At 68.8% G+C, this 13,453-nt stretch carries 7 protein-coding genes and 1 pseudogene; 2 read left to right on the forward strand and 6 right to left on the reverse strand.

Features of this window, described 5'->3' with window-relative positions:
* Nucleotides 1–393: 393 nt before the first annotated feature.
* Together NTY77_12080 and NTY77_12085 are read right to left on the reverse strand one after the other, a co-directional pair.
* Nucleotides 394–1,161, reverse strand: a complete 768-nt coding sequence (locus NTY77_12080; protein MCX5796226.1) for an RNB domain-containing ribonuclease — start codon at nt 1,159–1,161, stop codon at nt 394–396.
* Between the two features lie 145 nt (nt 1,162–1,306).
* Nucleotides 1,307–1,852: pseudogene (locus tag NTY77_12085) on the reverse strand (RNB domain-containing ribonuclease).
* 2,841 nt (nt 1,853–4,693) lie between these two features.
* Here NTY77_12085 and NTY77_12090 point away from each other — a divergent pair.
* On the forward strand, nt 4,694–4,921 hold the full coding sequence (locus NTY77_12090; GenBank protein MCX5796227.1) for a hypothetical protein: 228 nt from the start codon (nt 4,694–4,696) through the stop codon (nt 4,919–4,921).
* A 77-nt stretch (nt 4,922–4,998) separates the two neighbouring features.
* Here NTY77_12090 and NTY77_12095 read toward each other — a convergent pair whose 3' ends face one another.
* On the reverse strand, nt 4,999–6,387 hold the full coding sequence (locus NTY77_12095; protein ID MCX5796228.1) for an MATE family efflux transporter: 1,389 nt from the start codon (nt 6,385–6,387) through the stop codon (nt 4,999–5,001).
* A gap of 47 nt (nt 6,388–6,434) precedes the next feature.
* On the opposite strand from NTY77_12095, the gene NTY77_12100 reads away from it, so the two are divergent.
* Entirely contained in the window at nt 6,435–9,725 is a 3,291-nt protein-coding gene (locus NTY77_12100) for a UvrD-helicase domain-containing protein (protein ID MCX5796229.1), read from the forward strand.
* 9 nt (nt 9,726–9,734) lie between these two features.
* Here the strand turns inward: NTY77_12100 and NTY77_12105 are convergent, their stop codons facing one another.
* The 3 genes from NTY77_12105 to NTY77_12115 all read right to left on the reverse strand — a co-directional run bounded on the left by NTY77_12105 (nt 9,735) and on the right by NTY77_12115 (nt 13,385).
* Complete coding sequence (locus NTY77_12105) at nt 9,735–11,756, reverse strand: MFS transporter (protein ID MCX5796230.1); 2,022 nt, start codon at nt 11,754–11,756, stop codon at nt 9,735–9,737.
* An 88-nt stretch (nt 11,757–11,844) separates the two neighbouring features.
* Nucleotides 11,845–12,522: a prepilin-type N-terminal cleavage/methylation domain-containing protein gene (locus tag NTY77_12110; protein MCX5796231.1), complete on the reverse strand. Its 678-nt coding sequence runs from the start codon at nt 12,520–12,522 to the stop codon at nt 11,845–11,847.
* Nucleotides 12,519–13,385: a prohibitin family protein gene (locus NTY77_12115; protein MCX5796232.1), complete on the reverse strand. Its 867-nt coding sequence runs from the start codon at nt 13,383–13,385 to the stop codon at nt 12,519–12,521. The genes NTY77_12110 and NTY77_12115 overlap by 4 nt, the downstream gene beginning before the upstream one ends.
* Nucleotides 13,386–13,453: the final 68 nt, after the last annotated feature.

A 13,453-nucleotide genomic window follows, 5' to 3' on the forward strand; every position in this document is an offset into this window, starting at 1 on the left:
CACCCCGCCGCAACTCGCAGGACCCATCGGGGTTGTCAACGGCCACAGCCGGTATCGCCGGCGCGGGCCAACGCCGGGATGATGTCTCGGGACAGGCTGTAAAACCGCGCAAGCCGATTCAACGAGGCCTGCTGCCGATTTTCCGTCGGACACTCCCGACCGGAGGCTGTTTCATCAGGGCTTATTGCGTCGCGCGACGGATTTTCCCCGGACAGGAGTGGTCCGGACACAGTCCTTTCGGTAGCGGGCAACAGTCCGTCCCCGAACTGGCGAGCCGAAGGCGCCATCCTTCGTGCAACCTATCGGATGGGTTCTGCCGCCCCGCTTCGCGGGTCGGTTGCGCCCGGCAGACGGCCGCCGGGCGCTCGCAGAACGGACTTTATCAGCAGCCTGCTAGCCCTTCTTGGCCGCCTTGTGTATGGCTGCGTCCACCTTCAGGCGCGCGGGGTCCGCGCCCTTGACCATGACTGCGACCTCATCGAGCAGCTGATAGGGCTTGGCCTCTTCCCCGCGCAGAGTGATCTCCACCGGCAGCTCCCGGAGCTGGATCACAGTCTCGGCATTGCGCCCCGGCCGCACCATCTTGACATAGCCCGTGAACTGCCGCCCCTTGTTCTCCGGCTTGGCCAATTCATAGACGGACATGAACTCATCCACCTCGTGGTCCATCTGCCGAGCCGCCTGCTCCCGGCCGTTGAGATGCTGCAGGTACTCCTCCAGGCTCGCGAAGCCCAGGACCTTCATGTCCGCCAGCATGGCCTCGTAGGCCGCCTTGGGATCCGAGCCTTCCAGGTAGGCCTCGAGCAGAGCCCGGTTGTACATGTCCGAGAACCGCCGGATCGGCGTCGAAGGATGGTCGTAGGCCTTGGCTTCCAGAGCCAGCCCCTCATGGCCCTCGGCGTCGTCGGCCGAGTAGAGGGCCGAGCTGCGGCTGCGCAGGGCCAGGATCTGCGCCGTCTCCTTCACCTCGGCGGAGAGGTCCTGGCGCTGGCGCAGGCCGGCCAGATACTGCCATAAAGTCTCGTTCTCCGGCCACGGGACCCCGATGGAGGAGAGTTCCTTGCGCAGGCGCTCGTTGACCCGCTCCTCCTGGGCCGGATGGATGCGGCTGATGTGCGGCACGCCGGCGTCCTTGGCGATGGCCTCCAGGCGCACGGCGATGGCCCGGTTCCCATAGACCTTGAGCTCTTCGATGAGCCGGTGCGACTCCTGCGATGAGCCGGTGCGACTCCTGCACCTGCGGATCGTGCTCGACTACGAACGTGCCCCAGCGGCCGTCGGGCCCCTTGCGATGCTCGGTCTCGGTGAAGCTCAGCTCCAGCTTGCCCCGGGCCTCGTCGGTGCGGTGCAGCTTGGCGGAGAGCTCCCGGGCCAAGGCCACCTGGTCGAAATGGATGATGCCGTGCCCCGCCTGCCCCTTCCAGAGCGCGCCCACTTGGTCGTAGGTGTAGCGGCCCTGCACGCGCACCAGGCCCAAAAACACTTCGGACTCTCCGAGCAGGAACTCGCCGGAGGCGCTGAAGCGCATCTTGGACACCATGGCCAAGGAGTCCTTGCCCGCCAGCAGGCTCGACACGGACTTGGACACCACCGGATGGTTCATGGGGAATTCCGAGACCCCGTCCTTGTCCACCGAGTAGAAGGTGTTGCCGATGCGGGCCGCGGCGCGGAAGGCCGGGGTGCCGGGCTTGACGTACTGGGCCACGTCGGCCGTGGCCAGATACCAGGTGTAGCTGCCGTCGGCCTCCTTGGTCACGTAGTAGGCGTCGTCGAGGTCGCCCGCGCCGACCGGGTCTATGGTGATGAAGGGCAGCTTGCGCAGGTCCTCGCTGCGGCCCTTGGCCGCCTGCATGCGCTTGAAATCAGCCTCCGGGTCCTGCTCCCGGCCCACTGCCTCGGCCTGCCGGATGACCGGCTCCTCGAAGTAGCCCCGCGCGCCGTGGCGCAGGGCGATCTCGCGCGCGGCGATCTCGGGGGTGAGCTGTGAGCCTAGGTCCAGGAGCGGCACGGCTTCATAGCCCGCGGCAGCGGGCTTCACGAAGACCTGCAGGATGGCGCCTTCTTTGGCGGCGCCCGATATGGGCATGGGAGCGTAGAGGGATTTTGCCGAGTCGCCGGAGAAGAGCGGGGCCAGCATCAGGTTCTCACCCACGCGGCTGACCCGGCCGATGATCACGTCGGCCGCGTAGGCCCCGACAGGCTTGATGCCGCGCACGCCCTTCTCGTCGAAAGCCACGTCCACCACCGTCTCGTTCACCACTCCCTGAGCCAGCCGGTCGGGCACGCGCACCGCCTTCTGCACCTCCATGCCTTCCGCGTTCAGGGTTGGGAGCATCACGTAGGCGCGGTCGAAGCGGCGCAGGAGCATGGCGCGGGTCTTTTGGATGTTCGCGTCTTCCGGCAGCTCGGCCGCCACGCGCTGAGCGCCCGCCTCCTCAAGGCCTGCGGGCAGGGCCTTGGCGCCTTGGGCGTAGAGATAGGCGTCGCCGCGCTCGGCCGGTTTGGGGCCGTTGGTGGTGAAGCGCTCCAGCATCTCCAAGGTGAGCTTTCCCGGGGCGGAGGGATCCGCCGCGGCCTGGGTCTTCGCGCCCGGATAAGCCGCGGCGACCACTTCGACGCCGGTGGTCTTCTTGAAGAACTCCAAGGCGGCCTTGGCGAAATCCTCGCGCGACATGCCCCGCAGGGACAAGCCCACCGCATAGGCTCCCTTCTCGTCCGGCCGGGCCGAGACCTCGGGCCGGCCCAGGCCGAGCCTGCGCGAGAGCCGTTGGGCCACGCGCGAGACCGCGTCCGCCGCCTGTGCGCTGTTGCGGGCGCGCAGGTAGAGCCAGGCGTCGACTTGGCGGAGCTGGGGGGACGGCGCGGCCTCGGCGATCTTGAGGGAGGGCTCGGCTCTGAGCAGCGCTTCGCGCAAGGACTTCTCGGCCGCGGCGGCGTCCGCGCCGGGAGCCAGCTGCAAAGTGACCTGATAGGCGTTGGTCCCTTCCGCGCGCTGCCAGGAGACCGCGGTCTTGTCCACGCGCAGGCCTTTGGCCGTCAGGCGCTTGACCGCCTCCGCGACCAGGCTGCGGGCCTTCCATTGGCGCAGGGCGGTCGTGAAGCGCAGGCTGACAGCCGGAGCCGAAGGCGCGTCTATGACGGCCAGGACCGCTTCCTGGGGCTTGGTGAAGACGGGGGCCGCGGGCTTCTCTTTCTTGAGCGCTTCGAGGGCGATGGGCTTTCCTTCCGCCTTGGCCTCGGTGTAGACCTTGGCCGCGTAAGCCAGGCGGTTCCAGGAGCCCTCGCTCATCAGGTCCAGGAAGTTCTTCGGCTCCATGAAAGGGTTGTCCACGGTCCAATGCTGGCGCGCCTTCTTGAGACCGCGGGGCTGGCCGCTGGGCTCAGTGCCGGCATCCAGGACGCGGGCCATGAGCTTGTCGAAGCCGCCTGTCTGCATGACCATCTGCTCGACGCCGACTCCGCTGGGGCCGCCCTTCCAGGGCTTGTAAGAGCCGATGGCGGTGGTGAAGAGCCGCTTGGCCAGGCGGATGTCGCGCAGGACCTGCTCAGCGGCCGCGGGCCCGCCCGAGCGGCGCACCGCGGCGAGCTGGGCGTCGAAATAGCCGGGATAGTCGTTGGCGTACTCGGAGCGGCGCGTGAAGCTCACGTCCGCGTCTATGAGCAGGCCCGCGGGGCCGCTGACGTGCACCGGGATCATGTAAACGCCCTCGGCGTGCTTGCCGTCGGCCGGGTCGTTGAGCGCCACCGGGCCTTCCACCTTCACCGTGGTCTCCACGCCCGGGAACAGGAAAGCGGTCTCGCGCTTGACGCTCTCGGCCAAGGCGGCCTTGAGGGCGGGCAGGTTCGACTTGACCGCCGCGTCAGCCTGCTCGTCGCTCCAGTCCCGCGGCAGGCGGGCCATGAGGTCGTAGTCCGGATTGTCCTCGCTGTGGGTCAGGCGCGCGGAAGAGCCCCGCGAGCGGACATCGATCAGCGCGCCTTTGAAGACCGAGCCCGCGGCCATGGCCACGGCTTTTTCGAGCGCGGAGCTGGTGGCGCTGACGCGGGCGAGCTCGGCGGGTGTGAAATCGATGCCTGAGACCTGGAGTATGCCTTGGTCCGAGGTTCCAGCGGCCTTCTCTCCGGTGAGCTGCTGGAACTGCTTCTCGGCGCTGTCGCGGCCGCCGTCAGCTCCGGGCTTGGCCAGGGCCTTGCCGATTTCGGCGACGTTGTCCGTGAGAGCCTGGACCTTCTGGCTGAAGACCGGCTGTTCCGGAGCGGCCATGGGGATCGGGGCGGCGAGCAGGCTCGGGGGCAATGCCGCAGGAGCGGCGAGCACTTTTGGGACCAGGGAGAGCTTGGGAGAGGCCTGCAGAGAGGGGGCCCGCAGCGAGAGGGAGGGCAAGGAGAGCGCCTGCGGCGGGCCGGACTGGACGAGCACCGCGGGTCCGGTCTGGACCGGGGCCGCGACCACGACGGAGCGGGTCTGCGCGGCGAAAGCGGGAGAGAGGGGGCTGGAAGCGAGCAGGACGGCCAGGAATGTACGCAACGCGCGCATGCGATAGTGTAGATGCCGCATACGTTTCCTTAAAGGGTCATATGGGCCCCTCGGGTTGGGCCTTTTGGCCGGCCTTCAGCCGGTCAGCCATTGAAAGGCGGGGGGGAAATTGATAAACCATCTATGGGCCGTACCAGATCGGGGAATGGAGACACCATGAAAACACTGAATCTTCTGTTGCTGGGCTCGCTCTTGGCGCTGGCGGGCTGCGCGGCTCACAATATCCGGGAAGGCGGCGACTGCAAAGCCGACGGCGACTGCGTCAAGCCGCTGGCTTGCGCCGGCGGGACCTGCGTGCGCGAGCATTTCTCCGCCGGCCACAAGTGCGAGATCGACGCGGACTGCATGGGCACCAACCGCTGCATAGACCGCAAGTGCCAGTAGGCTGATCCCCTTCGAAGTCAAAGCCTGACGCCGGCTCTCGGCGGCAATGTCCAATGTCAAGACCTGACCCCCGAGGGTCAGGCCGCTTCTTCCATCTGCGGCGGGACCGGCAGCGGCTCCTGCAGGGCGGGCGGCAAGGGCACCACGACCTTGGATCTCCAGCGGCCCGTGGCATAATACCCGGCGGAGAGGGCCAATCCCACCGCCCAGGCGATGGGCACGCCCCACCAGATCCCATCGGTCCCGATGCGGCCCGCGAGCCAGGTCGAGATCGGGATGCGGATCAGCCACAAGGACAGGATGGTGATGAACATCGGTATCAGCGTGTCTCCGGCTCCGCGCAGGACTCCCGTGAGCACGAACATGCTCGAGAAGACCACGTAGAAGCCGCCCACGATCAAGAGGTAGCGGGCCCCGATGGCCACCACGTTCGGGTCCGCGTTGAAGAGGGCGATCAAGGGCTTGCCGAACAAGATCACCAGTACCGTGGTGGCCGCCGAGAACGCCCCCGAGATGAGCAGGGCCGCCCTCAAGCCGTGCTTGACCCGGCCCAGCTTGCCCGCCCCCAGGTTCTGGCCCGTGAACGTGGACACCGCCGCGGACAGGTTCATGGCCGGCAGCACCGCGAAAGCGTCGAGGCGGCCCGCGGCCGTGTAAGCCGCGATCGCGTCCGTGCCGAAGGCGTTGACGATGCGCGCCAGCGCCATCATCCCCGTGGCCACCAGGACCTGCTGCACACCCGTGGGCAGGCCGATGGCCAGGCCCTTCTTGAAGATGTCCCAGTCGAAGGCCAGCCCCTTCCACCTCGGCCTGACCACCGTGTGGGAGCGGTTCAAGTGCGCCACGCCCAGCACGCAGGCCACCGCCTGCGCGAGCACCGTGGCCCAGGCCGAGCCCGCGACGCCCCAGTGGCAGACCAGGACGAAGAGCATGACCAGGATGATGTTGAGCACCGTGGAGACGATCATGAAATAGAGCGGGGTCTTGGAGTCGCCCAGGCCGCGCAGGATGCCGCTGATGGTGGCGAAGCCGAAGAGGAAGAGCATGCCCGCGAACAGGATCTGCAGGTACACCGTGGCCTGATCCAGCAGTTCGACGGGAGTCCTGAGCATCATGAGCGCGGGCCGGGAGAGCCGGATGCCGACGGCCGCTATGACCAGCGAAGCGAAGAACACGAACACCAAGGACGTGTCCACGGCGCGCTGGACCTTCTGCATCTGCTTGGCGCCGTAGTACTGGGAGATGAGGATGGAGAAGCCCATGGTCACCCCGATGCTCAGAGCGATGAGCAGGAACAGGATGGGGAAGCTCGCGCCCACGGCCGCCAGGGCGGACTTGCCGATGGCCTGGCCCACGATCACGCTGTCGACGACGCTGTAGGACTGCTGGAACACGTTGCCGATGAGCATGGGCACCGCGAAGTTCAGGATGAGCCTGCCTTCGGGTCCGGTGGTGAGGTCCTTCATGGGGAGTCTTACAGGTTATCAAATTGTAGAATCTCCCCGTGCCCACCATGGACCAGGCGGACCGCGACGCCGCGCGCAGCCGCCTCGACTGCAACGTCGTGGTCGTGGCCGGCGCGGGCACCGGCAAGACCACCTTGCTGACCGACCGGATCCTCTTCAACCTCCTGGGCCGGCAGCTCCCTCTGCCCATCACCGCGCTGGTGGCTCTGACCTTCACCGAGAAAGCCGCGGGCGAGATCCGGCTGCGTTTGGCCGAGAGGCTCCTTGAGCTGGTGACGCTGCTCGGCCGGGGGTCCCTGGGCGAGCAGGCCCGCGCCCGCGCCGAGGCCGTCCTCAAGGAACTGCGCTCCCGGTTCGGCAGGAAGGACGAAGAGGTCCTGAAGCGCGCGCGCGCGGCCCTGGAGGACCTCGACAAGGCCCAGATCGGGACCATCCACGCCTTCGCCGCGCATCTGCTGCGGCTCTATCCCCTGCAGGCCGGGGTGGACCCCGGCTTCCGGGTCGACGAAGGCCCGGGCTTCGAGGAGCTCTTCGAGACCCGCTGGTCCCAGTGGCTCGACGCTGAGCTGGGCGAGCAAGCCCGCGGCCCGAGGAAGCAGGAATGGCTCGCGGTGCTGCGCTGGGCGCCCCTGGAGGACCTCGAGGAGCTCGCGCGCGGGCTGGCCGGCGCGCCCGTGGACCTCGCGCAGATCGGCCGGCCGGACCCCGAGGCGCCGGCCCGCTTGGCGGAGCTGGAGCGCCTGCTGCGCCAGGCGCCGCAGGGCCAGCCTCCGGCGCGCGGCAAGATCCTGGAGGCGCTCTCCGGCTTGGCCGAGCACCTCGACGCTCTGGCCGCGGCCGCGTCCAGCGCGGAGCCGCCTTTGGCCCGGCTGCGGGCGGCGAAGCCGCCGCAAGCCAAGTGGCCCGCCGGCTGGGATGAGGCCTGCGCGCCGGCCTATGAGAGCGCTCAGCGCATCGCGGCCGCGGCCTCGGCGGAGAGCGAGGCCCTGGCGCGCCGCGCCGCCCGTCTGCTCATCCCCTTCGCCGATGCCTTCCGCCAAGCCTACGCGCGCGCGGGCCTGGTCTCCTTCGACGGCCTCCTGCTCAAGGCCCGGGACCTGGTCCGCGACGACCTCGTCGTGCGCGAGGAGCTCAAGGCCAAGTACCAGGCCTTCTTGGTCGACGAGTTCCAGGACACGGACCCTCTGCAGGGAGAACTGCTGCTGTTCTTGGCGGAGGAGCTCGGCGGCCGGGCCCGACGCTGGGGCCGGGTGCGGCCCGGAGCGGGACGCCTCTTCATCGTCGGAGACCCCAAGCAGTCCATCTACCGCTTCCGGGGCGCGGACATCGCGGCCTATCAGGGCATCACGGAGCACCTGCTCCAGGGCGGCGGGGCGCTGCTCTGCGAGCTGCGGACCAATTTTCGCAGCACGGCCGGAGTCCTGGCCCCGGTCAACGCGGTCTTCCCCAAGCTCATGCGGCGCAAGGAAGGCTCCCAGCCCGACTACATCCCCGTGGCGCCCCTGGCCGAGGCTTCGGATCCTTTGCCTGCTGTCGAGATCGTGGCGGTGGGGCCTGCGGGCGAAGGGGGCGAGGAGCCCGACGCTTTGACCGGGCAGAAGACGCAGGCCGCCTGGATCGCGGGCTGGATAGCGGCGGAATGCGCCGGCGGCGGGAAGCGCCGGTTCAAGGACGTGGCCGTGCTCATGCGCACCTCGAGCGCCTTGGCCCCGCTCCTGGAGGCCTTCAAGGCCGCGGACATCCCTTATGTCGTCGAGATGGAGAAGCTCTTCTACAACAGCCAGGAGGTCATCGACCTGTCGAACCTCCTGCGCGTCCTGGACGACCCCGAGGACCGGCTGGCCTTCGCGGGCCTGCTGCGCTCGCCGCTCATGGGCCTGGCCGATGAGGACCTCCGTCTCTGGGCCGCGGCCGGCCAGCCGGGCTACCTGGAGAAGCCGCCGGCGTCCTGGCCCGCCTCCGAGAAGCGGCGTCTGGCCGGGCTCTTCGCCATCCTGCGCGGCCTGCGCGGCCGGGTGGGCCGCGTCCCCCTGGGAGAGTTCGTCTGCGCCGTGCTCGACGAGACGCCCCTGCTCGCGGCCGCGGCCCGGGCCTACCACGGCCAGCAGAGCGTCTCCAACCTGCTCAAGTTCTCCCGCCTGGCGGCCGCGGCCGCCGACGAGCGGGGCCTGACCCTGAAGGAGTTCATCGCCGTGGTGGCCCGGGCCATGGACGAGTCCCGGGCCGAGGGGGAGAGCCCCTTGGCCGACGAGCACCTCGACGCGGTGCGCGTGCTCTCCATCCACAAGGCCAAGGGCCTGGAGTTCCCGGCGGTGCTGGTCTACAACCTGTCCGGCGGCAGCGCCCGCGGGGGCGGCGGCCAAGCCGTGCTGACCGACTGGAGCACGGGCCGCGCCGGGCTGAGCCTGGCGCGCTGCGGGGCTGGCGACGCGGTCCGGGCGCTGCTGGAGGACCGGGAGCGCCAGCGCCGGGAAGACGAGACCGTGCGCCTGCTCTACGTGGCGCTCACGCGCGCCAAGGACAAGCTCATCCTGCTGGGCCACCGGAAAGCGGACCAAGGCACCTTGGCCCGGCTCTTGCGCGATGCCGGGGCTTGGCCGGCATCGGAAGCCGAGACGGTTTTGTCCCTGCCGGTGCATGTCCTGAGGGCCGGCGCGGGCGCGATGCGTTCCGGCCAGGCGCGCCTCTCGGGGCTGCGCTGCGCGCATCGCCTGCCCGAGCCCAAGGCCTTGGCGCGGCTGCGGGCCGAGAGGCTGCGGCGGCGCGATGCGGCCGCGGCGCGCGGCTGGACCCGGACTGCGACCGAGTACTTGAAAGAGGGCGGCCCGGACCTCGGCCGCCAAGCCCGCCCCGCCGGCCCCGGCTTGGGCCCCTTGGTGGGGCAGCTCTGCCACAAGGTCCTGGCCCTCTGGGATTTCCGCAGGCCGGCCGACCTCGGAGCGGCCCTGGCCACGGCGTGCCGCGCCCTGGCTGGAGCTCAGCCCGAGGCCGATTGGGCCGCCGCGCGCGGCGAGGCCGAGGCGGTCCTGCGGATATTCCTGGGCTCCCGGGCCGCCCGGGAGCTGGCCGAAGCCGAGATCCTGGGGCGGGAACTGCCCTTCGTCTACGGCGAGGCGGGTGCCGTGGTGCGGGGGACCATCGACCTGGTCTACCGCCAGGGCGGGCGCGTGGTGGTGGCTGATTTCAAGAGCGAGGCGGCGGCCCCGCGGAGCCTGGGCGCCCTGCGCGAGAGGTACCGGCGCCAGGGCGAGGACTATCGCGCGGCGGTGGAGCGGGCCTGGGGGCTGGCGGACGTCGAGTTCCGCCTCATCTTCTTGAGGAGCCCGGATCTGGCCTGAAGTCCGTCTTCAGCCCTGCTTCGAGAGCCGCCAGCGCAGGTACAGGGCGGCCAGCGCGATGGGGATGAGCGCCAACGAGAAGTAGTAGAACGGAGTCAGCCCGAGCGGGAAGGCCTTGAAGAGGTACTTCAGCGCCAGGATGCCCACCGTGGTGACCGCCAGCGAGGCGGAGCCGAGGAAGCCCATGGCGTCGGCCATGTCCTGCTTGGGCACCCGCGCCTGGAAGTAGCTCTGCAGCTTGAACTGGGCCACGACCTGCGCGATGCCGAACGGGATGAGGGCCAGGGCCGGCAAGGTCACGTTCTTGGCCCACATGAGGAACGAGGGCAAAGACACCAGCGAGCCGAGGACCGGCAGGGGCACGGCGAGGCTCGCGATGAAGGCCAGCGAGCCGGCGGCGATGACGATCCAGCGGAGCATGGACTGGCGCAGGATGACGCGCTCGCCCGCGTCGTCGATCTGGCCGGACTCCTTGGCTTGGTCGAGCTTGCGGCTCTGCAAGGTCATGATGATGCCGCCCACCAGGCCGCCGGCGCTGTAGAGGCCGGTCAGCCAGCCGCTGATGGCCGGCGCGAGCTCGGGGGCCGCCGTGCCGATGAGCCGCAGGGCGTAGCCTGGAGCGAGCATCTGGTACAGGAAGGGGTTGAGCATGAGGAACAGCGTGAAGGCGATGAAGCTGAGCCTCAGGGCCGGGTTGCTCCAGACCACCTTGGCGCCGCGGCCGATCTTCTTGAAGAAATCCTTGAATATCTGGATCACGCCGGCGGGCTTCTGGGACGGGTCCTGGGCCCTCTTGAGCTCCGCCTCGGCCGGCAGCTTCAGGGTCGTCCAGAGGATGAGCGCCGCGGCCAAGGTCATGACCGGGAAGGCGACCAAGGCGGGGATGAAGCCGAAGTGGGCGATCACCAGGCCGGTCACGATGGGCCCCAGGACGCCGAAGATCTCGGAGAGGGTGTGCTGGACGCCCCAGAAGCGGTTGAGCGGCGCGTCCTGCTGTCCGACGAGCAGGGGCGGCACGCTGTTCATGGCCGTGAAGGTCGTGCCCATGATGAAGGCATTGGCCGAATAGAAGAGGAACATGAGCGGCAAGGTCATGTGCCCGGTGGCCAGCAGGGCCACCAAGGCGGTGATGGAGGCCACGCGGATCATGTAGGAGCCGACGTAGGCCTTCTTCAGCCCGACCTTCTCGATGATGACCGGGGCGATCTGGCGGCCGATGATGCCGAAGATGGAGGAGACGACCGCGACCTGCGCGTAGATGGTGAAGTCCCCGAAGGCCTTCTGGATGAGGGCCGGCATGGATGAGCCCAGGGCCTCGACACCCACCTGCTGGGCGAGCAGCGAGCCGATGAACCACCAGGTGGTCCCGTTCATCCCGAAGCCCCAGCCCTTCTTGGGCTTCTCGGGCTTGGCGGGTTCGTCTACGGCCGGCTTGTCCTTCGCGGCCGTCTCGGCGGAGAGCGCGGGCGAGAGCCCCTGGGCCGTCTGTCCCGGCGCGCCGAGCACGTCGGCGGGCTGGCGGGGCTCGCCGAAGAGCTTGCGCAGTTGGCGGAAGCGGACGCCGAGCTGGTTGGACTGCCCCCGGACGGTCTGCAAGGACTCCGCCTCCGCTGCGGCCGCGACGGCGTCCTTCTGCTCCTGCGGGAGCGCGGCCGGAGCCGCCAGCGTCGGCGCAACGACCGCCTCTGACTGTGTGATCGGGACGACGGCAGGGTTGACGGAGAGCACCGTTGCGGTCTGCTGAGCGGAGGCAGGGGCGGCGAAAGCCGGCCCCTGGATGGGAGGCAGGACGCCCTGGATGCCCGCCAGGGCCGGGGTGAGGCCGAGGGACAGTCCGGGGGTCAGGACTGAGAGGGCGCCTTGGCCGGTGCGGTTCTGGAGGCCCGCGCCGACCACTCCGGCGTTGGCGCCGCCGACCGGGACCGCGACGCTGACCTGGTTTACGACCGCTGCCGCGGCCTGGAACGCGCCGAGGCCCGGGGCCGTGACCAGCGTGACGATCGCGATGAAGATGCAGAGCCAGCGCTTCATACCTTGATTATAGACGAAGGAGGGGCTCCGCGCGCGGGTCTATGAGGGAAATCCCGCGCGGCCTTAGGGCCTACGCCGGATAGGCCCCTTAGTCGTAGGGGTTGGAGAACGACTTCTGCATCTGGACCCGAGTGTCGACCTTGCTGAAGGCCGGGGCCTGCCCGTTGGCGGAGCGGGTCTGCTGGCCGATGGTGAAGAGCAGCTGCACGCCGGCGACGTCGTCGGCCCTCCGGAAATAGAAGTCCAGGGCGGGGTCGTTAGGATAGATGTCCTGGGCCACGACGTCGTAGCTCCCGGAGCCGCAGGCGGGAGCCGGGTCGATGGGACAGCTCGTCCCCGTGTAGTGGAGGAGCCAGGGGGTCTTGGTGGGGGTGCTGGCCGCGTCCCAGACGGAGTAGTAGGACGACTTCACGCTCAACGCATTGCCGTCCAGGGGGCCGCCCGCAGGCCCCAGCCCGGCGCCGGGGTTGGGCGTGTAGTCGCTGCAGCCGCTCAGGACGGTCGAGGTCTTTCCCGGGCAGCCGCGGTGGGAGCCGTCCGTGAAAGGGCAGTACAGGACGGTGCCGTTGGAAAGCTCCTTCTGCATCGAGTCCAGGCCCATCAGGGCCCAGGCGGAGTTCGTGGCTTTGGCCGAGCTCTCCATGTGCCCGCGCATCATCTGGGAGACGGCGCCGAAGATGCCCATGATCACGAAGCTGCTCAGGACCAAGGCGATGATCATCTCGAGCAGCGTGAACCCGGCCCGGCGCCGGGGGGCCGTGGTCATTTGCCTTGGTCCAGGTTGAGGATGAGCCCCTGGCTCTGGGGCACCACCATGACCTTGAAGTCCTTCTTCTCCAGCATCTCGATGGTGCGCAGCTGCAGGTAGCTCTTGGCCGAGGCCAAAGCGTCGTTCTTGATCTTGATGGCCATGGCTTCCTGCCGGGCCTGCGCGACCTCGAACTCCTTGCGCTGGATGGCCTGCTGGGCCGCGACCTTCTCCTCGATGGAGTGCTGGTAGGAGGGCGTCAGGTGCACGTCGCGCAGGAAGACCCCGTCGCCGTCGAGCACGAAGAAGGCGTCGTCGTTGAAGGACTTGGCGATGAGCTCCTTGATCCGGTCCTGCACCTCGGTGCGCTTGGGGCCGTAGAGTTCGGGCGCGGTGTACTTGGCCACGGTGAGGCGCACGGCGTTGCGGATGATGGGGCGGATGACCTGCTCCTCGCACCAATCCTGGTCGCCGAGCTTGACGTAGACCTTGCCGGCTAAGTCCAGGGGGATGCGGTACCAGACCGTGATGTCGATGCCCACCATGTTGCCGTCGGCGGTCGGCGACCAGTTGGTGTTGGCTCCCTCCTGGCCGGCGTCGGCGGAGGTCATGGACATGGTGTAGGCCTTGCGGCGGCAGTCGTAGACGATGACGCTGTTGATGATGGGCACGCGCAGCTGCCAGCCTTGCTTCAGAGTCGTCGGGTTGATCTTGCCGGTGAGCTTGTTGAAGAGCACGCCTTCGTGCCCGGCCGGGATGAAGACCACGGCGGACCAGAGCAGCAAGAGGCCCGCCGCCACCACCATGGCGCTGATCACGGTCCGCAAGTGCCGGGCGACCATCTCCTGCGGGTCCACGTCGCCTTCCTGCCAATGAGCCATAGCGCCTCCTGGAAAATAGTCCTGCTGGCGGTATGGTACCAAAGAGGAGGGGGGGAAGGAAGGGCTCT

The organism is Elusimicrobiota bacterium (assembly GCA_026388095.1).
Classification (GTDB): domain Bacteria; phylum Elusimicrobiota; class Elusimicrobia; order UBA1565; family UBA9628; genus UBA9628.

Bases quoted from the DNA above. Each gene is read 5' to 3' on its own strand.
- NTY77_12090 (MCX5796227.1), top strand. From the start codon at position 4,694: ATGAAAACACTGAATCTTCTGTTGCTGGGCTCGCTCTTGGCGCTGGCG.
- NTY77_12095 (MCX5796228.1), bottom strand. From the start codon at position 6,387: ATGAAGGACCTCACCACCGGACCCGAAGGCAGGCTCATCCTGAACTTC.
- NTY77_12100 (MCX5796229.1), top strand. From the start codon at position 6,435: ATGGACCAGGCGGACCGCGACGCCGCGCGCAGCCGCCTCGACTGCAAC.
- NTY77_12105 (MCX5796230.1), bottom strand. From the start codon at position 11,756: ATGAAGCGCTGGCTCTGCATCTTCATCGCGATCGTCACGCTGGTCACG.
- NTY77_12110 (MCX5796231.1), bottom strand. From the start codon at position 12,522: ATGACCACGGCCCCCCGGCGCCGGGCCGGGTTCACGCTGCTCGAGATG.
- NTY77_12115 (MCX5796232.1), bottom strand. From the start codon at position 13,385: ATGGCTCATTGGCAGGAAGGCGACGTGGACCCGCAGGAGATGGTCGCC.